Annotated in this window: 20 protein-coding genes and 2 pseudogenes; 14 read left to right on the top strand and 8 right to left on the bottom strand. The window is 63.2% G+C overall.

The features are described from left to right. Positions 1 to 12 precede the first annotated feature (12 nt). The 3 genes from ACNFCI_RS15835 to ACNFCI_RS15825 are packed head-to-tail and all read right to left on the bottom strand — an operon-like array spanning position 13 to position 2,313. Positions 13 to 570 carry a peptidylprolyl isomerase gene (locus ACNFCI_RS15835; RefSeq protein WP_368829951.1) on the bottom strand — a complete coding sequence of 186 codons (558 nt, stop codon included), beginning with the start codon at positions 568 to 570 and terminating at the stop codon, positions 13 to 15. Further along, positions 564 to 1,376: an alpha/beta fold hydrolase gene (locus ACNFCI_RS15830; protein WP_084858425.1), complete on the bottom strand. Its 813-nt coding sequence runs from the start codon at positions 1,374 to 1,376 to the stop codon at positions 564 to 566. The genes ACNFCI_RS15835 and ACNFCI_RS15830 overlap by 7 nt, the downstream gene beginning before the upstream one ends. A 13-nt stretch (positions 1,377 to 1,389) precedes the next feature. After that, positions 1,390 to 2,313: a LysR family transcriptional regulator gene (locus tag ACNFCI_RS15825; protein ID WP_324818238.1), complete on the bottom strand. Its 924-nt coding sequence runs from the start codon at positions 2,311 to 2,313 to the stop codon at positions 1,390 to 1,392. Between the two features lie 48 nt (positions 2,314 to 2,361). On the opposite strand from ACNFCI_RS15825, the gene ACNFCI_RS15820 reads away from it, so the two are divergent. The 5 genes from ACNFCI_RS15820 to ACNFCI_RS15800 all read left to right on the top strand — a co-directional run bounded on the left by ACNFCI_RS15820 (position 2,362) and on the right by ACNFCI_RS15800 (position 6,029). After that, on the top strand, positions 2,362 to 2,676 hold the full coding sequence (locus tag ACNFCI_RS15820; protein ID WP_084858427.1) for a 3-phosphoglycerate kinase: 315 nt from the start codon (positions 2,362 to 2,364) through the stop codon (positions 2,674 to 2,676). 110 nt (positions 2,677 to 2,786) lie between these two features. Then, a complete protein-coding gene (locus ACNFCI_RS15815; RefSeq protein WP_324818232.1) occupies positions 2,787 to 3,386 on the top strand; it encodes an FMN-dependent NADH-azoreductase in 600 nt (199 codons plus the stop codon). Positions 3,387 to 3,637: 251 nt separating this feature from the next. Then, the gene (locus tag ACNFCI_RS15810) at positions 3,638 to 4,513 is read left to right on the top strand and encodes a carboxylate/amino acid/amine transporter (RefSeq protein ID WP_416768055.1); all 876 of its coding nucleotides are present in this window, start codon (positions 3,638 to 3,640) and stop codon (positions 4,511 to 4,513) included. Positions 4,514 to 4,581: 68 nt separating this feature from the next. Next, positions 4,582 to 4,833, top strand: coding sequence for a helix-turn-helix transcriptional regulator (locus ACNFCI_RS15805; RefSeq protein ID WP_416768054.1), 252 nt, complete (start codon positions 4,582 to 4,584; stop codon positions 4,831 to 4,833). Beyond that, positions 4,830 to 6,029: a type II toxin-antitoxin system HipA family toxin gene (locus ACNFCI_RS15800; RefSeq protein WP_416768053.1), complete on the top strand. Its 1,200-nt coding sequence runs from the start codon at positions 4,830 to 4,832 to the stop codon at positions 6,027 to 6,029. Before ACNFCI_RS15805 ends, ACNFCI_RS15800 begins: the two co-directional genes overlap by 4 nt. A gap of 6 nt (positions 6,030 to 6,035) precedes the next feature. Here the strand turns inward: ACNFCI_RS15800 and ACNFCI_RS15795 are convergent, their stop codons facing one another. Beyond that, positions 6,036 to 7,337 (bottom strand): mechanosensitive ion channel family protein, encoded by a 1,302-nt coding sequence (locus ACNFCI_RS15795; protein WP_084858435.1) that lies wholly within the window; start codon positions 7,335 to 7,337, stop codon positions 6,036 to 6,038. A gap of 105 nt (positions 7,338 to 7,442) precedes the next feature. Between ACNFCI_RS15795 and ACNFCI_RS15790 the strand changes: the two genes are divergently transcribed. After that, positions 7,443 to 8,807 carry a DEAD/DEAH box helicase gene (locus ACNFCI_RS15790; RefSeq protein WP_416768052.1) on the top strand — a complete coding sequence of 455 codons (1,365 nt, stop codon included), beginning with the start codon at positions 7,443 to 7,445 and terminating at the stop codon, positions 8,805 to 8,807. Positions 8,808 to 8,858: 51 nt separating this feature from the next. Here the strand turns inward: ACNFCI_RS15790 and ACNFCI_RS15785 are convergent, their stop codons facing one another. Beyond that, a complete protein-coding gene (locus ACNFCI_RS15785; protein ID WP_416768051.1) occupies positions 8,859 to 9,131 on the bottom strand; it encodes a hypothetical protein in 273 nt (90 codons plus the stop codon). Between the two features lie 161 nt (positions 9,132 to 9,292). On the opposite strand from ACNFCI_RS15785, the gene ACNFCI_RS15780 reads away from it, so the two are divergent. Both ACNFCI_RS15780 and ACNFCI_RS15775 read left to right on the top strand, forming a co-directional pair. Then, positions 9,293 to 9,685, top strand: coding sequence for a transcriptional regulator (locus tag ACNFCI_RS15780; protein WP_084858438.1), 393 nt, complete (start codon positions 9,293 to 9,295; stop codon positions 9,683 to 9,685). A 106-nt stretch (positions 9,686 to 9,791) separates the two neighbouring features. Next, positions 9,792 to 10,718 carry a DMT family transporter gene (locus tag ACNFCI_RS15775; RefSeq protein WP_084858439.1) on the top strand — a complete coding sequence of 309 codons (927 nt, stop codon included), beginning with the start codon at positions 9,792 to 9,794 and terminating at the stop codon, positions 10,716 to 10,718. Positions 10,719 to 10,791: 73 nt separating this feature from the next. Here the strand turns inward: ACNFCI_RS15775 and ACNFCI_RS15770 are convergent, their stop codons facing one another. Continuing rightward, a complete protein-coding gene (locus tag ACNFCI_RS15770) occupies positions 10,792 to 11,961 on the bottom strand; it encodes an MFS transporter (protein WP_416768050.1) in 1,170 nt (389 codons plus the stop codon). A gap of 106 nt (positions 11,962 to 12,067) precedes the next feature. Between ACNFCI_RS15770 and ptrR the strand changes: the two genes are divergently transcribed. Further along, positions 12,068 to 12,961: a putrescine utilization regulator PtrR gene (gene ptrR, locus ACNFCI_RS15765; RefSeq protein ID WP_324818400.1), complete on the top strand. Its 894-nt coding sequence runs from the start codon at positions 12,068 to 12,070 to the stop codon at positions 12,959 to 12,961. A gap of 124 nt (positions 12,962 to 13,085) precedes the next feature. After that, positions 13,086 to 13,214 (top strand): PA1414 family protein, encoded by a 129-nt coding sequence (locus tag ACNFCI_RS15760; RefSeq protein WP_256543834.1) that lies wholly within the window; start codon positions 13,086 to 13,088, stop codon positions 13,212 to 13,214. A gap of 73 nt (positions 13,215 to 13,287) precedes the next feature. Here ACNFCI_RS15760 and ACNFCI_RS15755 read toward each other — a convergent pair whose 3' ends face one another. Next, on the bottom strand, positions 13,288 to 14,667 hold the full coding sequence (locus tag ACNFCI_RS15755; RefSeq protein ID WP_324818397.1) for a sodium:solute symporter: 1,380 nt from the start codon (positions 14,665 to 14,667) through the stop codon (positions 13,288 to 13,290). A gap of 179 nt (positions 14,668 to 14,846) precedes the next feature. Then, positions 14,847 to 15,797 carry an agmatinase gene (gene speB, locus ACNFCI_RS15750; RefSeq protein ID WP_043209365.1) on the bottom strand — a complete coding sequence of 317 codons (951 nt, stop codon included), beginning with the start codon at positions 15,795 to 15,797 and terminating at the stop codon, positions 14,847 to 14,849. A 225-nt stretch (positions 15,798 to 16,022) separates the two neighbouring features. On the opposite strand from speB, the gene ACNFCI_RS15745 reads away from it, so the two are divergent. From ACNFCI_RS15745 to ACNFCI_RS15730, 4 genes and pseudogenes are all read left to right on the top strand, one after another. Continuing rightward, on the top strand, positions 16,023 to 16,916 hold the full coding sequence (locus ACNFCI_RS15745; protein WP_084858443.1) for a LysR family transcriptional regulator: 894 nt from the start codon (positions 16,023 to 16,025) through the stop codon (positions 16,914 to 16,916). Between the two features lie 139 nt (positions 16,917 to 17,055). Beyond that, positions 17,056 to 17,337, top strand: a pseudogene (locus tag ACNFCI_RS15740) (PAS domain-containing protein); the annotation flags it as partial. Between the two features lie 303 nt (positions 17,338 to 17,640). Then, positions 17,641 to 18,621 (top strand): annotated as a pseudogene (locus ACNFCI_RS15735) (methyl-accepting chemotaxis protein); the annotation flags it as partial. A 76-nt stretch (positions 18,622 to 18,697) separates the two neighbouring features. Further along, a complete protein-coding gene (locus ACNFCI_RS15730; protein ID WP_416768049.1) occupies positions 18,698 to 19,291 on the top strand; it encodes a tRNA-uridine aminocarboxypropyltransferase in 594 nt (197 codons plus the stop codon). Positions 19,292 to 19,496 lie beyond the last annotated feature (205 nt).

Genomic DNA, 19,496 nt, shown 5'->3' with positions numbered 1-19,496 from the left:
TGAGACCTGCGATCAGTCGATGCGTTTGGCGGACTTGATGTACACCGGGTCCGCCGGTACATCGCGCATGCCTTGCTTGATGGTGGTAGGCGAGTTGACGATCTGGTCGACCACCTCCATACCCTTGGTCACCTTGCCGAACACCGCGTAGCCACGGTCGCGGCCTGGGTTGAGGAAATCATTATCGGCCACGTTGATGAAGAACTGGCTGGTGGCCGAGTTCGGGTCGGAGGTACGCGCCATGGCCAGGGTGCCGCGCGTGTTGGCCAGGCCGTTGCTGGCCTCGTTGCGGATCGGGTCGCGGGTCGGCTTTTGCACCATCTGGTCGGTGAAACCGCCGCCCTGGGCCATGAAGCCTGGGATCACGCGGTGGAAGATGGTGTTGTCGTAGAAGCCGCTGTCGACGTATTCGAGGAAGTTCTTCGTGCTGATCGGCGCCTTTTCGGCGTTCAGCTCGATCTCGACCTGGCCTAAGCTGGTATCCAGCACGACGTGAGGGGTCTTGTCCGAAGCCATGACGCTGGTGGCGAAGGCGACCGAGCAGGCGGTGATCAGGAGTTTTTTCAGCATGGGCTCAAAGATCCTTGAGAAGTGGAAGCCGCTGCGAGGAAGTGCAGCAGGGTCTGGTTGAAGACCTCGGGTTGGTCGAGGGGAGTAGCGTGCCGGGAATCGGCGATGACCGCCAGTGTCGCCTGGGGCATCAGGGCGACATAGCGTTCCTTGAGTTGTATCGGGGTGTAATCGTGGTCGGCGGCGATCACCAGGGTCGGGCAGCGGATCTGCCCGATGCGCGCCTGCACACCCCAGTCGACGATGGCATCGAAGCTGCGCAGGTAGGCGCGCTTGTCGTTGCGCGCCCAGCGCTGGGCCATCTTGTGGCGCAGTTCGGTTTGTTCTGGCTTGGGGAACAGCCGCTCGGCCAAGCCCTTGCCGATCGTCTCGACACTGAGGATGCGCGCCAGGCTCCAGCGCTTGATCCACCAGATCCAGTGAGCGATCGAGTTGCGTCGCACCTCAGGGGCGCTGTTGACGATGCACAGGCTGCGTAGCCAGGCGGGGTGGTCGACGGCGAACTGAAAACCCACCATGCCGCCCATGGACAGGCCGACGACGTGCACCGGGCCGGTCTGCAGGTGCTCCAGTAGGGCCAGCAGGTCGGCACTGAAGGTCGCGATCTGGTAGCCGTCGCGAGGTTTGTCGGAGCGACCATGACCGCGGATATCCATCAGAATCACCCGGTAATGGCGGCTCAACACCGGGACTTGCAGTTCCCAGTCCTGGCAGCTCGAGCCCAGGCCATGCAGCAGCACCAGGGGTTCGCCCTGGCCGTATTCCTCGTAGTGCAGCGTGCATCCTTCGTGCTCGAAATAGGCCATGGGCGCGGTCCTCTCAGGCTTGCGGGGGGGCTGCGAAGGGCTCGTCCAATGGCGCTGTGTCGAAATTGCGCAGCAGCTCGATGAGAATCTGCGTGGCCGGACCCAAGGTCTTGTCCTTGTTCGAATAAAGGTAGAACAGTGGGTGACGGCTGCCACCTTGATCCAGCGGCAGCGGCTTGAGCACGCCGTCGCGCAGCTCGCGCTCGATCATGTGCCGGGGCAGCCAGGCAAAGCCCAGGCCGCTGCTTACGAAGGTGGCGGCGGTACCCAGGCTGCCGACCGTCCAGCGCTGCTCGGCGCCGAGCCAGCCGACATCCCGTGGTTGGGCACGGCCGGAGTCGCGGATCACCACCTGCAACTGGCTTTCCAGGTCCTGGAAGGTGATTTCCCGGCCCAGGCGGTGCAGGCTGTGCTCGGGGTGGGCGACGGCGATGAATTCCACCGAGCTCAGTTCGGCGCCCAGGTAGCCGCCGATGCTGTAGCTGCTGATGGCAAGGTCGGCAATGCCTTCGTGCAGCACTTCCTCGACACCGGACAACACCTCCTCGCGCAGGCGTACCCGACACCCGCGGCTTTGCGGCATGAAGGCGCTCAGCGCCCTGACCAGGCGGGCGCTGGGGTAGGCGGCATCGACCACCACGCGCACCTCGGCCTCCCAGCCTTGCTCCATGTGGTGGGCCAGGTCCTCGAGCTGGCTGGCCTGCTTGACCAGATGGCGTGAACGGCGCAGCAGCACATTGCCGGCTTCGGTGAGCACCGCCTTGCGCCCATCGATGCGCAGCAGCGGCACGCCCAGCTGCTCCTGCATGCGTGCCACGGTGTAGCTGACCGACGATTGCGAGCGGTGCAGGGCTTCGGCGGCCTGGGCGAACCCGCCGTGGTCGACCACTGCCTGGAGGGTTCGCCACTGATCCAGGGTTACGCGTGGCGCTTTCATCTTCGGCTCCTGTTGTCCTAAGCTGCGCTCTTCCAAGGAGAGCGCCCAATGAAGAAATCTTGTGCGGCATTGCTGCTGTGCCTGCCCCTGGGGGCCATGGCCTACCCCATCGAGGTAGAGAAGGAACTGGCCGGGGTCAAGCTGGACTACACCACCTACGACACTGCCTACGACATCGGTAGCATCACCTTGAACAACTACGGGCAAGTCCCGGCGGCTTGCAAGGTGACCTTCCGCAACGGCCCCGAGGCGCCGCGGGTGCGCCGGGTGAATGTACCGGCGGGCAAAAGCGTGGACGTCACCGCCAAGTTCAACCGCCAGATCATCAAGCTGCGCATCGCGGTGAACTGCAAAGCCGAATAAACGGAATAGTCGATAGATTTCACCCACTTTTTACGCTTTTTTATCGATAGGTCAAGTTTTAATCTCACCTCCATCGAATCGCAACCCTTTGTTCGCCGATGGAGGCTTCCATGTCCCGCGTATTGATCATCGAAAGCAGCGCCCGCCAGCAGGATTCCGTTTCCCGCCAGCTGACCCAGGATTTCATCCAGCAGTGGCAAGCGGCCCATCCGGGCGACGAGATCAAGCTGCGCGACCTGGCGGTGAGCCCTGTGCCGCACCTGGATGCCAACCTGCTCGGCGGCTGGATGAAGCCTGAAGAGCAGCGCAGCGCCGCAGAAGTGGATGCACTGGAGCGGTCCAATGAACTGACCGAGGAGTTGCTCGCGGCCGACGTGCTGGTGATGGCGGCGCCGATGTACAACTTCACCATCCCCAGCACCCTCAAGGCCTGGCTGGATCACGTGCTGCGTGCCGGCATCACCTTCAAGTACACCCCGACCGGCCCGCAAGGCCTGCTGACCGGCAAGCGCGCCATCGTCCTGACTGCCCGTGGCGGCATCCATGCCGGTGCCACCAGCGACCACCAGGAACCCTATCTGCGTCAGGTGATGGCCTTCATCGGCATTCATGAGGTGGACTTCATCCACGCCGAAGGCCTGAATATCAGCAGCGAATTCCACGAGAAAGGCCTGAACCAGGCCAAGGCCAGGCTGGCCGCGGTGGCCTGACGCGTAACGCATTCCCAACCCCCTGACACCCTGTTGCTCCTTTGGGTGTACCTGCCCGGCCTGATGGCCGGGCTTTTTTATGTTGGTTTTTTCGCCATGCAGGACTGACCTGTTCACGGGCAAGCCCGCTCCCGCAACCTGTGGGAGCGGATTTACCCGCGAATGGTCTGGCACTGCCCCTACACTGCGCATGGTTGAACTGCTTCGGTTCAACCCGCTAAGGTCGCCGCCTTGATACTCAAGAGGCAATCATGAGCTACCTGATAATCGTCGCGCTGATCCAGGCGTTTTCCTTCAACCTGATCGGCGTCTACCTGGCCGGCAACGTCGACAGCTACTTCGCGGTGCTGGCGCGCGTGGTGCTGGCCTTGCTGGTGTTCCTGCCGCTGACCCGCTGGCGCCAGGTGGAGCCACGCTTCATGCGCGCGATGCTGCTGATCGGGGCGTTGCAGTACGGCATCACCTATGTGTGCCTGTACCTGAGCTTCCGCGTGCTGACGGTGCCGGAGGTGCTGCTGTTCACCATTCTCACGCCCTTGCACGTGACCCTGATCGAAGACGCCCTGAACCGCCGCTTCAACTTCTGGGCGCTGCTGGCCGCCTTGGTGGCCGTGGCGGGCGCTGCGGTGATCCGCTTCGACAGCATCAGCGGTGACTTCTTCATGGGCTTCCTGTTGCTGCAACTGGCCAACTTCACCTATGCGGCAGGCCAGGTCATGTATCGCCACTTGGTGGCTCGGCACCCCAGCGACCTGCCGCACTACCGGCGCTTTGGCTATTTCTACCTGGGCGCGCTGATCGTCGTGCTGCCCGCCTTCCTGTTGTTCGGCAACTACCAGCACCTGCCAGCGACCGACACACAATGGCTGGTGCTGTTGTTCCTGGGGCTGGTCCCGACGGCGTTGGGGCTGTACTGGTGGAACAAAGGCGCGTGCCTGGTCCCGGGGGCCACGTTGGCGGTGATGAACAACCTGCACGTGCCGGTGGGGTTGTTGCTGAACCTGCTGATCTGGAACCAGGACGAGCCGCTGGGGCGGCTCTTCGTAGGCGGGGCGATCATCGTGGCGTCGGTGTGGATGAGCCGGTTGGGTAGTCGCCGGCCCCTACCGTTGGGCAGCCGGACATAACGACCAGTGGAAACCCTCTTTTGTTATGTATACATTACATTTGTCATCATTTGTAAGGTTAGCGTGACATGAGCGATGCCTTGATTGCTGAGCGAGTCGGACGCAGCATCGAAACCCTGCGCAAACATCGCGGATGGTCCAAGGTCGAGCTTGCCCAACGTATCGGTATCACCCGGCAGAAACTTGGTGAAATTGAAAAGGGTTCGCTTACCGTCGCGATGTCCTATTACTGTCGAGCCTTGAGTGCGTTGGGGTGTGAGCTCGAGGTTGTGCCCAGGCGAATGCCCACGCTCGATGAACTTGGGGATGTCTTCGCGTGAATGCAGAATTGCAGGTCTCCACGCCACTTGGGCCAAGCGGTCGAGTTTTCCGGGAAATGGCCGGTGACTATGTTTTTCGATACGACGGCATCGAGCCCTCTCGCTGCGTCAGCTTGACCATGCCGCCGAGGCGCCTGGACTATTTCCAGCGCGAATTGCATCCGTTGTTTCAGATGAACCTGCCGGAAGGTTTTTTGCTGGAGCAGTTGAAGTTCAGGCTGGCGAAGTTGGTCAAAGTCGACCCCATGCTGTTGTTGGCCATTTCCGGCAGCAATTCGCCGGTTGGCCGGGTGTCGGTGAGCGCTCCGGAGGTAGAGCGGTTGTTGGACCAGCAGGTGCCTGGAGCCAAGGGCGAGCGATTGGAAGAAATTCTGGCTTGGGATGGCGCACAGGACCTGTTCAGTGAATTGGTGCATCGGTACATTCTGCGCTCTGGTATTTCAGGTGTTCAGCCAAAGGTGCTGGTTCCGGAGTTGGTCGATACGCCGCTCAAGGCCACCGCGCTCACTTCGGAACTGATAATAAAAAGTGGTCGGGACGCTTTTCCCCACCTGGCCATCAATGAGTACCTGTGCATGTCGATTGCCAGCGCTGCGGGTATTTCTACGCCGCCCTTCTATTTGTCGAGGGACATGAAAATGTTTGTCATGCGGCGGTTCGACCGGGACGCCGAGCTGAACCCGCTGGGCTTCGAAGACATGGCAGTGCTCATGGGGGTGGGCACGGAGCAGAAGTACAGCAAGAGCTATGAACAGATCGCCAAGGCCATCGAGGTCTTTGGGGCAGTGGAGACGCAGGTCGATAGCTTGCACAGGTTGTTCGATATCGTTGCGTTGAGTTGCATCGTTGGCAATGGCGATGCCCACCTCAAGAACTTCGGGTTGCTCTACAGCACGCCAGATGCCAACGATGCCGTGTTGGCTCCAGCCTATGACATCGTCAATACCACGGCTTATCTGCCGGATGATGCCTTGGCGCTGGCATTGAACAACCAGAAATCCATGTTCGCATCCCGCCTTTACTTGCTCGAATTCGGTAAACGTTGCCGTGTCGAAGATCCAGGTGGACGAATATGTGAAATCCTTCAGGCCGTAGAGGGAACATTGCTCCACCAGCAGGCGCTGGTGGAGCGGGCACCTGAAGTTGCCCTGGCCATCAGAAAGAGCGCGCAGCCTTTCGAGATGACCTTCGGTTGAAAACGGCTAGGCCTCGCTCAGCTCGCTCAACCGTTGCGGCTCGTGAGTGGCCAAAGGCCTGGCGGCAAGCCCGATACGCATGTCATTGCCGCTGGGTTGCTGGTACAGGCTCAAGCCGAACTCGGGCAACACCGCCAGCAGGTAGTCGAAGATATCGCCCTGGATGCGTTCGTACTCCGCCCATGCGGTGGTGGTGGTGAAGCAGTAGATCTCCAGCGGCACGCCCTCGGCCGTGGTCTGCATCTGGCGGACCATGCAGGTCATGCCTTGCTGCACGTCGGGGTGGTTCTTCAGGTAGGCCAGGGCGAAGGCGCGGAAGGTGCCGATGTTGGTCAGCTTGCGGCGGTTGGCGGCGAGTTCGGCCACCGGCCCCAGGGCTTCGTTCCAGGTGCTCAGTTCCTGGCGCTTTTGTTTCAGGTAGTCGCCCAGCAGGCGGACCTGGCCCAGGCGCTGTTCTTCTTCGGCGGTGAGGAAGCGCACGCCGGCGGCGTCGATGAACAGGCTGCGCTTGATGCGCCGCCCGCCGGACTGCTGCATGCCGCGCCAATTGCGGAACGACTCGCTCATCAGGCGCCAGGTGGGGATGGAGACGATGGTCTTGTCGAAGTTCTGCACCTTGACCGTGTGCAGGGTGATGTCCACCACGTCGCCGTCGGCGCCGACCTGGGGCATCTCGATCCAGTCGCCGACGTGCAGCATGTCGTTGCTGGTCAATTGCACGCTGGCGACGAACGACAGCAAGGTGTCCTTGTAGACCAACAGCAGCACGGCCGACATGGCACCCAGGCCCGAGAGCAGCAACAGCGGCGAGCGGTCGATTAGGGTGGCGACGATGACGATGGCGGCGAAGATCCACAGCATCATCTTGGCCAGCTGTACGTAGCCCTTGATCGAGCGTGTGCGGGCGTGCTCGGTGCGGGCGTAGATGTCCAGCAGGGCATCGAGCAGGCACGACAGGGCCATGGTCATGAACAGCAGGGTGAAGGCCAGGGCCACGTTGCCGAGGAAGTGCTGGGCGGTTTCGCCCAGCTCCGGCACCAGCTTCAGGCCGAACTGGATCACCAGTGAGGGCGTGGTCTGGGCCAGGCGGTGGAAGACCTTGTTGTGGCGCAGGTCGTCGAGCCACTTGAGCGGTTGCTGGCGGGCCAGCAGGCGGCTGGCATGCAGCACCATGAAGCGGGCCAGGCGGCCGATGAGCAGGGAAATAACCAGCAGGACCACCAGGCCCAGGGCGGCGTGCAGCATGGGGTGTTGGTCGAGGGTGCCCCAGAGGTCCAGGGCGTCTTTCCAGAGTCGTTGGATATCCATGAGGGTTAGACGGGTCTGTATTGCGAAAACGAAGGCCCATTAGAACGCGGATTGGCGCCAAGGTGCCAAAAGAAATTCGGCGTCCGTCACGGAAAACGTTACCCTATGCAACTTGAATTTCCAGCGACTGCCCGAGGTACACCCGTGTTTTCCCAATTCGCCCTGCACGAACGCCTGCTCAAAGCCGTGGCCGAGCTGAACTTTGTCGAGCCGACCCCGGTGCAGGCGGCGGCCATTCCCCTGGCCCTGCAAGGGCGTGACCTGCGGGTGACCGCGCAGACCGGTAGCGGCAAGACCGCCGCCTTCGTGCTGCCGCTGCTCAACCGCCTGGTCGACCTGCGCCAGCGTCGCGTGGAGATCCGGGCACTGATCCTGCTGCCGACCCGCGAGCTGGCCCAGCAGACCCTCAAGGAAGTGCAGCGTTTTTCCCAGTTCACCTACGTAAAGTCCGGGTTGGTCACCGGCGGCGAGGACTTCAAGGAGCAGGCCGCACTGTTGCGCAAGGTCCCGGACATCCTGATCGGCACCCCGGGCCGCCTGCTGGAACACCTGAACGCCGGTAACCTGGACCTCTCCCACGTCCAGGTTCTGGTGCTGGACGAAGCCGACCGCATGCTCGACATGGGCTTCGCCGAAGACATGGAGCGCCTGTGCAAGGAGTGCGAGAACCGCGAGCAGACCCTGCTGTTCTCGGCCACCACCGGTGGCGCGGCGCTGCGCGACATCATCGGCAAGGTGCTCAAGGACCCCGAGCACTTGATGCTCAACAGCGTCTCGCAGCTGTCCGAAGGCACCCGCCAGCAGATCATCACTGCCGACCATGACCAGCACAAAGAGCAGATCGTCCAGTGGCTGCTGGCCAACGAGACCTACCAGAAGGCGATCATCTTCACCAATACCCGAGCCCTGGCCGACCGCATCTACGGTCATCTGGTGGCCAAGGATGTGAAGGCGTTCGTGCTGCACGGCGAAAGGGACCAGAAGGACCGCAAGCTGGCCATCGATCGCTTCAAGCAAGGCGGCTCCAAGGTGCTGGTCGCCACCGACGTGGCCGCCCGTGGCCTGGACATCGACGGTCTGGACTTGGTGATCAACTTCGACATGCCGCGCAGTGGCGACGAGTACGTGCACCGTATCGGCCGTACCGGTCGTGCCGGCGCCGAAGGCCTGGCGATCTCGCTGATCTGCCACAACGACTGGAACCTGATGTCGAGCATCGAGCGCTACCTCAAGCAGCAATTCGAGCGCCGGGTCATCAAGGAGGTCAAGGGCACCTACAACGGGCCGAAGAAGGTCAAGGCCTCAGGCAAGGCGGCTGGCACCAAGAAGAAAAAGGTCGAGAAGAAGGCCGCCGAGAAGAAGGGCGGTACCGCCAAGCGCAAGCCGGCAGCCAAGCCAAAGGCCAAGGCGCCTCTGGCCAGCGCCGATGGCATGGCGCCTTTGAAGAAGCGGGCACCGAAGGCTGAGTGATGTTCTGGCGGCCTGGTTTCAGGGCTGCAAAGCAGCCCTGAAGGCAGTTCCCTAGCCCGCCTTGGTTTCCGCTTCCTTCAATTCCTTGATCCGCTTGTCGATCAACTGGCATTTGTCCGGCAGGTCCTTGCTGGCCGTGCCCAGGTCCATGCCCTGCAATTCCTCGTTGATCTCCTTGGCCTTCTGCGGATCCTGCTCGGTCAGCTGGGTGACCAGCCCGGCCAGTTCCTCGCGTTTCTGGGTGGCTTCCTCCGGTGTGCAGGCCCAGCTGGGCAGGGCGTACAACAGGGCGCTGGCACAGGCCAGGGGCAGTAACCGTTTCATCCGTTCGATCTCCAGCAAGGGTATATGCGGTTGAAAAGTGTGTCGCCTGGAAGTTCAGACCGATAACGGCAGCCTGTTGCCGATTTTCACTTGGAACACCCCGCACTGCCTTTCGGTCCCATGCTGTGTACCCCAACCGTTCACAGCAGGAGGCCACCTCCATGAGTACCTACGACTGGGACCTGATCGAGCGTCTGTTGCATGAAGTGCAAAACAGCGCCGGCCACAGCTTCACGCCACGGCCGTATGCTGAGCAGCATGCGGCGGCGCTGGCCGCCACCGGCCAGCCGGTGGGCGACCTGGACCATTTGAAGACCCGTGCCTGCGAATACGAGAAGATCCTCTTCGAGCGTGGCTTCATCGAAAGCCGGCCGGAAGAGGACGGCGGCAACGGCGAGAACTTCGTCCTCACCGAGCGTGGCTCGCGCCTGCTCAGCCTGATCGACAGCAGCATCCCTGGCTTCGAGCACCCGCGCCAGGTGTTGGACGAGCAGGACGATGCCCTGGACGAGACGACGTTCGAACAGGTGGCGGCAAAAGCTCAGATCGCCTGAGGTCGTTTTGACGCTGGCGTGGAGAAGGCTGCAAACCTGATAATCAGGGCTTGTCTGCCATCGTCGAGACCGTGCCCATGCCATCGATACGCCAAGGGGGCCGCCCATGAGCGCGGCCCGCAAGAACACCGATGCCTTCGCCCTGCAGGTGATGCTGGTGCTGTGCCTGATCTGGGGCAGCCAGCAGGTGATGATCAAATGGGCTGCCAGCGATATCGCACCGGTGATGCAAGCGGCCCTGCGTTCAGGGATCGCCGCGGTACTGGTGGGGATCCTGGTGTGCTGGCGGGGTGGCTGGAGCATGGTGGGCAGCACCTGGCGCGCGGGTTTGCTGTCGGGCGTATTGTTCGGCCTGGAGTTCCTGTTCATCGCCGAGGGCCTGAAGCTGACGTCCGCAGCGCACATGTCGGTATTCCTCTACACCGCACCGGTGTTCACCGCCCTGGGGCTGCATTTCATGTTGCCGAGCGAGCGGCTGCGGCTGTTGCAGTGGCTGGGCATCCTGCTGTCGTTCGGCGGCATCGCCATGGCCTTTGCCGGTGGCTTGTCGTGGGACCAGCTCGATGGCCGGGTGCTGCTTGGCGATGCCTTCGGTGTACTGGCGGGCCTGGCCTGGGGTGCGACCACCGTGGTGGTGCGCGGGTCGCGGTTGTCGGAGGCGCCTGCCGACCTGACCTTGTTCTACCAATTGCTGGTGGGCTTCGTCGGGTTGCTGTTGATCGCCGTGATCAGTGGGCAGGTGGGCATGGTCGCCTTCACGCCGTTGGCAGCGGGCAGTGTGCTGTTCCAGGCCATCGTGGTGTCGTTCATCAGCTACCTGACCTGGTTCTGGCTGCTGCGCAAGTACCTGGCATCGAACCTTGCGGTGTTCTCCTTCATCACACCGCTGTTCGGCGTGACCTTTGGTGTGGTGTTGCTGGGTGAACCGCTCAGCCTGAACTTCGTACTGGGCGCGGTGATGGTGCTGTGCGGGGTCATCCTTGTCAGTGCCGAACCTTGGGTGCGCCAGCAATTGCGCAAGCTGGTCGGCTGAACAGGCGCAGCCGCGCCGCCTCTGTAGGAGCGGCCTTGCGCCGCGAAAGGGCTGCAACGCAGCCCCGGCGCCGTCAAGTCGAAGTACAACGCCCGACCGGCTGAAGCCTCCCCCCGTGTTCGCCAACCAACACCAACCCCCCGGCGACGCCCAACCCACCCGCAGCGAGCAGCAAGGCAGGCTGCAGACTCCCACCGTAATGGTTGCTCACGGCCGCCAGCAGCGGCCCGCTGAGCTGGCCGAGGGCGAAGCAGGCGGTGAGCAGCCCGGCGTTGCGCTGGGTGGCGTAGGGCGCCAGCTCCTGCGAACGCCGCATCACCAGCTGCATGCAGGCCAGGAAAGGCGCGCCGCACAACAGCACGCCCAGGGCCAGGCCGAACCCGTTGCCCAACAGGCAGGCCAGTACCCCCAGCCCCTGCAACCAGAGCGTCGCGCTCAGCCAATGGGACGTGCGGGCTGGGCGTCGCACGCTGACCAGCACGACCCCCAACGCAGCCGCCAGGCCGAACGCTGGCCAGAACAGATCGGCCTGCCACTGACCGTGGAACTGCTGGCTGGCCATCTGCGACAGGAAGGTCGCCGGCAGGATATAGCCGATGCCATATAGCCCATAGACCAACCCCAATCGCGCGATGCCCGGCTGGGTGGTGCCGTCCTGGGGTACGGCCGGAACCGCCGTGGTCGGTTGCATCCGGGGCAACCACGGCAGCACGGCCAACAACATCACCAGGGCGGCCAGCGCATAGATCAGCCACAGCGTCGCTGACCCTAGGCCCATCAGGTGGGCCCCCAGGGCGAGCAAGCCGGTGACAGCGATGCCGATGCCGGGCCCGGCGAACACCAGCGCTCCCAGGCGAGGGCGAGCGTGGGTGGCGGCCAGTTGCTGGCTGAGGCTGGTGATCATCACCAGTACCCAGGCGCTGGCCACACCGGTCCCGAAGCGCAGCAACAGGTGGCTCCAGAAACCCTGTGCCGCCCACGAGGCGAGGGTCAGCACCACGCACAGCCACAGGCCGGCATGCAGGCGCAGACGGACCTGGGCCGGGCGGCGGGCGAACATGCCGTCCACTGCGCCGAAAAAGTAGCCCAGGTAGTTGGCGGCAGCCACCAGGCCGCCCGCCGTCAGGTCGATCTGGCCTTCGGCGATCAAGCGCGGCAGTTGCGGGGTCAGGGCGAAGCGGCCGATGCCCATGGCCATCATCAGGGCAACGGCGCTGGCCAGCAGTTGTACGAGGGGGGACATGCGGCGACTCCTGCACCAATAGACGCGATGGGTGGCAGGGTAGGGCGGATTGACTTTCAAAAAAATTGAATAATGATGATCAAGTTGTTCTGTTTTGGAGAAGGTAATGGAGTTCAGCCAACTGCGCATCTTCCAGGCCGTCGCGCAAGAGGGGTCGGTGACCCGGGCCGCCGAACGCTTGCACCGGGTGCCGTCGAATCTGTCGACCCGCTTGCGCCAGCTGGAGGAGCAGTTGGGTGTGGAGTTGTTCCTGCGCGAGCGGCAGCGCTTGCAGCTGTCGCCGGCGGGCAAGGTGCTGCTCGATTACGCCGATCGCCTGTCCGCCCTGCGTGACGAGGCCATGGCCGCAGTGCAGGGCGGCCAGCCAGCCGGTGATTTCACCCTCGGCACCATGTACAGCACTGCGGCGATTCATCTGCCGACCTTGCTCGCCCGCTATCACCAGGCCTACCCAGCGGTGAACCTGCAGGTGCGGGCGGCGCCCAGCGGTGAGTTGCTCGAAGGGCTGCTGGCGCATCGCCTGGACGCTGCCCTGGTCGATGGCCCGCCGAGCCTGGCCGGGCTGGATGGTGTGCCGTTGTGCGAGGAGGTTCTGGTGCTGATCACGCGGCCCGAGCATGTCCCGGTGCATAGCGCCCGGGATGTGGCCGGCAAGGCGGTGTTCACCTTCCGCCAGGGCTGCTCCTACCGCATGCGCCTGGAGGCCTGGTATGCCCATGACCATACGCCCATGGGCCGGGTCATGGAGATCGAGTCGTACCAGAGCATGCTGGCGTGTGTGATCGCCGGGGCCGGGGTGGCACTGATGGCGCAGTCCATGCTCGACAGCCTGCCTGGACGCGACCAGGTTCGTGCCCACCGCCTGCAGGCACCCTTCGACCATGCGGTCACTTGGCTGATGTGGCGCCAGGGCATGTGCGGCGCCAACCTGCAGGCCTGGATCGACGTGCAACAAGGGGAAACAATTGACCGACCGTCGGCAGGCGGCGTTTGCGCTTGATCCGCGTCAAACTCGCCCTTATCTGTAGGAGCAGAAGCATGCGTAATACAGGACATGGGACTATGATCTGTATGAAGCATCGCAGGATTGAATCGCCGTGAGGCTGACCCGTGAGGGGGCATTTATGAACAATCGAATGTACAACTGGCTCCACGACCTCGCCGTCGCCCTGGGCTTGCTCCCACCTCCGCTGCAGCCGGTGCCGATCCCTACCGACGAAGAGCAGCGCAAGCGCCAACCACGTCGCCGCTGAAACGAAAAGGCCGCCGCATCCGATGATGCAGCGGCCTTTTCAGTCATGGCGGCTTTTCACGCCTGCCCAAGGCTCAGGCCAGGTTGACGGCCCCCACCGGGCGGCGCGACAGCAGGCTGACCACCACGAAGCTCACCAGGCCGACCGCTAGGCTGTAGTAGATCGGGGTGTTGGCATCCAGACCGTCCTTGAACATGAAGAACAGTGCAGTGGCAAAGCCCAGCGACATGCTGGAGATCGCCCCGGCGGTGGTGGCGCGCTTCCAGAAGATCGCCCCGATCAACGGGATCAGCATGCCGCCGACCAGCAGGTTGTAGGCCAGGGTCAGAGCGCTGATCACATCGTTCACCGCCAGGGCGATGCCCAACACCACCAAGCCAGTAAGCAGGGTGAACAGGCGGTTGACGCCCAGGCTCGATTGCTTGCCGCCACGCAGCTTCGGCAGCAAGTCCTCGGTCAGGGTGGTCGATGCAGCCAGCAGGCCGGCGCTGGCGGTGGACATCATCGCAGCCAGGGCTGCGGCCATCAGCAGGCCACGGATGCCCTCGGGCAATTGGCCCTTGATCATCTCGGCGAACGCGTTGTTCGGGTTGGCCAGGTCCGGCATCAGCACATGGGCGGCCATGCCGATCAGGGCGCAGGCCAGGCCGTACAGTACGCAGTAGATGCCTGCGGTGGTACCGGCGCGCTGGCAGACCTTCTCGTCACGGGCGGTGAACACCCGCTGCCAGATGTCCTGGCCGATCAGGATGCCGAAGAAGTAGATCAGGAAGTAGGTGATGATGGTGTCCCAGCCGATGGTGGTCCAGCTGAAGCTGGCCGCCGGCAGCTTGGCCACCAGTGTGTCCCAGCCACCGGCCTTGTACAGGCACACCGGCAGCAGGATGAACATCAGGCCCACGGTCTTGATGATGAACTGGACGATGTCGGTCAGGGTCAGCGACCACATACCGCCGATGGTCGAGTACACCACCACCACGCCACCGCCGAACAGCAGGGCCATCCAGAACGGCACATCGAGCAACACCTGCAGCACGGTCCCCATGGCCAGGGTCGAGGTGACCGCGATCATCAGCGCATAGGCGAGCATGATCGCCGCACTCGCCTGGCGTGCCATCGGGTTGTAGCGGCGTTCCAGTACCTGCGTGACGGTGAAGATCTTCAGGCGCAGCAGCGGCTTGGCGAGGAACAGGTTCAGCGCAATGATACCCAGGCCCAGTGCGGCGCACAGCCAGAAGCCGGAAATCCCATGGACATAGCCCAGGCGCACGGTGCCGACGGTGGAGGCACCGCCCAGTACGGTGGTGGCCATGGTGCCCATGTACAGGGTCGGGCCGAGGTTGCGCCCGGCCACCAAGTAGTCTTCGTGGGTCTTCGCACGCCGCATGCCATACCAGCCGAGGCCGAGCATGCCGGCGGCATAGATCAGTACAACGATGATGTCCAAGGCCATTGGGGGTCTCCCGATTATCTTTATTATGGCGAGATCGACCAGTCAGGCGACTCACGGCGCCCGGCGGTCCTGTCTTGTGTTGGCGGGCCTCTATGGCCCTCCCTCATGGCTCCTGCCGGGGTCAAGCAGTTGCTCGTGTCGTGCTAGCCGTAGGCGCGGCGCAAGGCCGCGCCTGCAGGTCAGCGGCGCACGACGCCTGGCAGCACGCAGAGCATCTCGAACAGCAGGTTGGCGCCCAGCAGCGAGGTGTTGCCGGTGGTGTCGTAGGGCGGCGAGACCTCGACCAGGTCGCAGCCGATCAGGTCCAGGCCGTGGCAGCCACGGATGATCTCCATCGCCTGGATAGTGGTCAGGCCGCCGATCTCTGGGGTACCGGTGCCCGGTGCCCAGGCCGGGTCGATGCCGTCGATATCGAACGACAGGTACACCGGGCCGCCACCGACCTTCTCGCGTACTTCGGCCATCAGCGGTTCCAGCGACTTGTGCCAGCACTCCTCGGCCTGTACCACACGGAAGCCCTGGCGGCGGCTCCAGTTGAAGTCATCGGCGGTATAGCCCTGGGCGCGCAGGCCGATCTGTACCACACGGTCGCAGTCGAGCAGGCCTTCTTCCACGGCACGGCGGAAGGTGGTGCCATGGGCGATCTTCTCGCCGAACATATGATCGTTGACGTCGGCGTGGGCGTCGATATGCACCAGGCCGATCTTGCCGTGCTTCTTGTGCAGTGCGCGCAGGATCGGCAGGGTGATGGTGTGGTCGCCACCGAGGGTCAGGGGGATGATGTTGTGCTCGAGGATTTCATCGTAGGCCTCTTCGATGATGCGCACGGCGTCGAGCAGGTTGAAGGTGTTGATGGCCACGTCACCGATGTCGGCTACCGACAGCGAGTCGAATGGCGCGGCACCGGTGGCCATGTTGTACGGGCGGATCATCACCGACTCGGCACGGATCTGCCGCGGACCGAAGCGGGTACCCGAGCGCAGCGAGGTACCGATGTCCAGCGGTACGCCGATGAACGCGGCGTCCAGGCCTTCGGCGCTTTGCAGGTGGGGAAGACGGAGCATGGTGGCGATGCCGCCGAAACGCGGCATTTCGTTGCCGCCCAGTGGTTGGTGGAGAATCTTTTCCACGGTGGGCCTCATCAGTCGGTCGATTGTTCTGTTTGTTCGAACCTGTGCCGCCGCGTGCCTGGCTGGCAAGGTGGCGCCGGCGGGCAGGGACATTGCGACCAAGTCTGCGCAAGGTAGTGGGCAGGAGGAATCGCTACACGCAAATACTTACTTCAGTAATTTCTAAACTAATGCTCGACAGCGGGTTAGACTCTGCCGATCTCCACCCTGCGGAACCGCTGCACCATGGCCTCTTCACTGCCCGACCTGAAACTGTTGCGTATCTTCGTCAGCGTGGTCCGCCACCAGGGCTTCGCCAATGCCCAGCGTGAGCTGAACCTCTCCACTTCGGCCATCAGCACCTACATGAGCCAGCTGGAAAGTGCCCTGGGTATCGTCCTGTGCCACCGTGGCCGAGGGGGCTTCAGCCTGACCAGCAAGGGCGAGCTGTTCCACCAGGAGACCCTGCGCCTGCTGGCCGAGCTCGATGGTTTCGAACAGTATGCCGCGGCCCTCAAGGGCGAACTGCGCGGCACCCTCAACCTGGGGGTGATCGACTCCACGGTCGGTGACCGGGCCTTGCCGCTGGCCGAGGCCATCGGTGCCTACAGCCAGGAGCATCCGGCGGTGCACCTGCATCTGTCGGTGTCCAGCCCCTACGAGCTGCAACTGGGCGTGCAGGACAATCGCCTGGACCTGGCCATCGGCGCGTTCTCCTCGCGCATGAGCGGCCTGGTGTACCAGCCGCTCTACCGTGAGCAGCACTGGCTATACTGCAGCAGTCGGCATCCGCTGTTCGGCGAGCGTCGGGTCCCTGAAGAGGTGATCACCCAGCAGCGCATGGTCGGGCGGGGCTATTGGAGCCAGGCAGAGCTGGCCCGGCATGGGTTCAAGCACAGTGCCGCAACGGTGGAAAGCATGGAGGCGCAATTGATCCTGATTCTTTCCGGCGCCTACATCGGCTACCTCCCCGAGCACTATGCCCAGGCCTGGGTCGACAAGGGCGACCTGCGGGTGCTGTCGCCTGCCACCTTTGGCTACCAAGCACCGTTCTCCATGATCATTCGCCGTGGCAGAAGCCGCGAACCGTTGATCCAGACCTTCCGCGACCTGCTCAAGTCGCAGCTCAACGTCAGCTGAGAAGGGTCGCTTTCAGAACATTGCGTCAGGCTGTGTAAATTTTCGTCCAAGGCACGCGACTGGAGTGATGGCACTCTGCTAAATATCTATTTGCTTTGATGAAATTTCCCATCATCTACATGAAGCAAGGACTGCCACGATGCGCATGAATTTGCCCGTCACCGAGCACGAAAGAACCTTCCCCAACGACCAGCGGCTGATCTCCACCACCGATCTGAACAGCCGCATCACCTATTGCAATGATGCGTTCGTGGCGATCAGCGGTTTCACCTATGAGGAGTTGGTGGGCCAGCCGCACAACCTGGTACGTCACCCGGACATGCCGCCTTCGGTGTTCGGCCACATGTGGGAAACCATCAAGCAGGGCAAACCCTGGATGGGCGTGGTCAAGAACCGCGCCAAGAATGGTGATTACTACTGGGTCAGTGCCTACGTCACCGCCATCTACGAGAATGGCCGCATCAGCGGCTACGAGTCGGTGCGTTCGGTGCCCAGCCGCGACCAGATCCGCCGCGCCGAGGCGCTCTATGCGCGCTTGCGCGGTAATCGCCCTGCCGTGCCCTTGGTCGCACGCCTGGGGCATGGGCTGCAGCATGGCCTGCCCTTGGTCGGTGCCGGCCTGGTATCGGCCGCCGGCTACCTCTGGCTGCCGCAGTACGCGGCGCTGGGTGTGCTGATGGCGAGCATGCTCGGTGCCTGGTACTGGATCGAACATCGGCAGAACCAGGCCATCCGCCGTACTTTGGCCGAGCATCCCAAGGCCTTCACCAGCCCGCTGGTGGCGCTGACCTACAGCGACAACCCAGGCCTGCAGGGGCAACTGGACCTGGCCATCATCAGCGAGGAGGCGCGCTTGCAGACCGCCTTGACCCGACTGGTGGATGCAGGGGTGGGGGTCAAGTCCCGGGCGGCGCAATCGGCAGGCCTGTCCGACGCCCAGGCGCAGATGCTCGATCGTCAGCGCAGCGAGACCGACCAGTCGGCCACGGCCATCGCGCAGATGGCCGCGACCATCCAGCAGGTCACCCACAACGTGCAGAGCACCGCCCATGCCGCCAGCGACGCCGACCAACTGGCCCAGCAGGGCAGCGACCTGGCGCAGCAGAGCCTCAAGGCCATGGGCAGCATGAGCGATGCGGTCGCCGATATCGGCCAGGCGGTCAATGCCTTGGCCGAGCAGACCCAGTCGATCGGCAGCGTGGTGGATGTGATCACCTCCATCGCCGAGCAGACCAACCTGCTGGCGCTCAACGCCGCCATCGAGGCGGCGCGGGCAGGTGAGCAAGGGCGAGGCTTCGCGGTGGTGGCCGATGAGGTGCGTTCGCTGGCCCAGCGTACCCGCGCGTCCACCGAGGAGATCCACCAGATCATCGCTTCGCTGCGCTCAGGGGCCGAGCGCGCGGTGAGCACGGCCAACCGTGGCGAGCAGATTTCCCGTGACAGCGTGCAGAGTGTCGAGGCGGTGCAGCAGGCATTGTCGGGCATCGTCCAGGCGGTCAGCCGCATCACCGGGATGAGCCAGCAGATGGCGACGGCTTCCGAGCAACAGAGCCATGTCGCCGAAGACATCAACCAGCAGATCGTGCGTATCGCGCACCTGTGCGACGAGAGCGCGGGGCAGGCCAAGCAGGGCGCAGAGATCAGCCAGGACCTGGAGCGCATGGCCGAATACCTGCACAGCCTGGCGGAGCGCTTCAACCGCTGACATCGTGCTTACCCCACAAGGATGTGGGGGCTTTGCCGGTGTGCTGTGGCACACTGCGCGGGGTAAGGAGAAGCCTATGTCCAGACCCCGTTGCGAACGCTGCCTGCGTCCGCTTGACCATTGCCTTTGCCCATTGATTCCCAGCCTCGACAGCCGTACCCGGGTGGTCGTGCTGCAGCATCCGAGCGAGACTTCGCATGCCTTGAACACCGCGCGCTTGGCGGCCCTTGGGCTGGTCAATGCCGAGTTGCGGGTGGGTGAGGTGTTCGACGATCTCGAGCGGTTGTTGGCGACGCCTGGATATCGGCCGGTGGTGTTGTTTCCGGGGGACGAGGCTGGGGTCTTGCGGGCCTACGAGGGCGATGACGAACTGCCTTTGATGCTGATCGTGCCTGATGGTACCTGGCGCAAGGCGCGCAAGCTGCTGTACCTGAATCCGTCATTGGCGGCGTTGCCGCGGGTGACGCTCGGGGAGGTGGGGGCATCGCGTTATCGGTTGCGCAAGGCGCCGGGGGAGGGGGCTTTGTCGACGGTCGAAGCTGTGGTGGGGGCGTTGAATGTCCTGGAGTCACCATTGTGCTTCGATGAGGTGTTGAGGCCGTTCGATGCGTTGATCGAGGGGCAGATCAGGGCCATGGGGCGGGAGACGTTTGAGCGCAATCATCAGTAGGTTGCTGGTTGCTGGTTGCTGGTTGCTGCTTGCTGGTTGGTTTTGGGTTTTGGGATACAGCCATTTGCTTTATCGACGCTGAGTCACCTTTCCGGAGGGTGTCAGAAATTTTGTGTTCGGGCATAACATGAGTAAGAGGTGCATGTATGCCAACCAAAAAGAAACCCTTGCGTGACCTGCCCAAAATCCCCAAAGAACTGCTGGA

This window comes from Pseudomonas sp. NY15356, from assembly GCF_048068175.1.
Taxonomy (GTDB): domain Bacteria; phylum Pseudomonadota; class Gammaproteobacteria; order Pseudomonadales; family Pseudomonadaceae; genus Aquipseudomonas; species Aquipseudomonas putida_K.
Note: the sequence above shows the minus strand (reverse complement) of the source record. Positions and strands in the feature narration are given on the sequence as shown.

What these genes read in the sequence shown, in the direction of transcription:
- ACNFCI_RS15755 (WP_324818397.1), bottom strand. Translation starts at nt 14,667, where the DNA reads ATGGCCTTGGACATCATCGTTGTACTGATCTATGCCGCCGGCATGCTC.
- ACNFCI_RS15775 (WP_084858439.1), top strand. Translation starts at nt 9,792, where the DNA reads ATGAGCGCGGCCCGCAAGAACACCGATGCCTTCGCCCTGCAGGTGATG.
- ACNFCI_RS15795 (WP_084858435.1), bottom strand. Translation starts at nt 7,337, where the DNA reads ATGGATATCCAACGACTCTGGAAAGACGCCCTGGACCTCTGGGGCACC.
- ACNFCI_RS15825 (WP_324818238.1), bottom strand. Translation starts at nt 2,313, where the DNA reads ATGAAAGCGCCACGCGTAACCCTGGATCAGTGGCGAACCCTCCAGGCA.
- ACNFCI_RS15780 (WP_084858438.1), top strand. Translation starts at nt 9,293, where the DNA reads ATGAGTACCTACGACTGGGACCTGATCGAGCGTCTGTTGCATGAAGTG.
- ACNFCI_RS15835 (WP_368829951.1), bottom strand. Translation starts at nt 570, where the DNA reads ATGCTGAAAAAACTCCTGATCACCGCCTGCTCGGTCGCCTTCGCCACC.
- ACNFCI_RS15815 (WP_324818232.1), top strand. Translation starts at nt 2,787, where the DNA reads ATGTCCCGCGTATTGATCATCGAAAGCAGCGCCCGCCAGCAGGATTCC.
- ACNFCI_RS15790 (WP_416768052.1), top strand. Translation starts at nt 7,443, where the DNA reads ATGCAACTTGAATTTCCAGCGACTGCCCGAGGTACACCCGTGTTTTCC.
- ACNFCI_RS15830 (WP_084858425.1), bottom strand. Translation starts at nt 1,376, where the DNA reads ATGGCCTATTTCGAGCACGAAGGATGCACGCTGCACTACGAGGAATAC.
- ACNFCI_RS15745 (WP_084858443.1), top strand. Translation starts at nt 16,023, where the DNA reads ATGGCCTCTTCACTGCCCGACCTGAAACTGTTGCGTATCTTCGTCAGC.
- ACNFCI_RS15770 (WP_416768050.1), bottom strand. Translation starts at nt 11,961, where the DNA reads ATGTCCCCCCTCGTACAACTGCTGGCCAGCGCCGTTGCCCTGATGATG.
- ACNFCI_RS15805 (WP_416768054.1), top strand. Translation starts at nt 4,582, where the DNA reads ATGAGCGATGCCTTGATTGCTGAGCGAGTCGGACGCAGCATCGAAACC.
- ACNFCI_RS15760 (WP_256543834.1), top strand. Translation starts at nt 13,086, where the DNA reads ATGAACAATCGAATGTACAACTGGCTCCACGACCTCGCCGTCGCCCTG.
- ACNFCI_RS15730 (WP_416768049.1), top strand. Translation starts at nt 18,698, where the DNA reads ATGTCCAGACCCCGTTGCGAACGCTGCCTGCGTCCGCTTGACCATTGC.
- ptrR (WP_324818400.1), top strand. Translation starts at nt 12,068, where the DNA reads ATGGAGTTCAGCCAACTGCGCATCTTCCAGGCCGTCGCGCAAGAGGGG.
- ACNFCI_RS15810 (WP_416768055.1), top strand. Translation starts at nt 3,638, where the DNA reads ATGAGCTACCTGATAATCGTCGCGCTGATCCAGGCGTTTTCCTTCAAC.
- ACNFCI_RS15820 (WP_084858427.1), top strand. Translation starts at nt 2,362, where the DNA reads ATGAAGAAATCTTGTGCGGCATTGCTGCTGTGCCTGCCCCTGGGGGCC.
- ACNFCI_RS15785 (WP_416768051.1), bottom strand. Translation starts at nt 9,131, where the DNA reads ATGAAACGGTTACTGCCCCTGGCCTGTGCCAGCGCCCTGTTGTACGCC.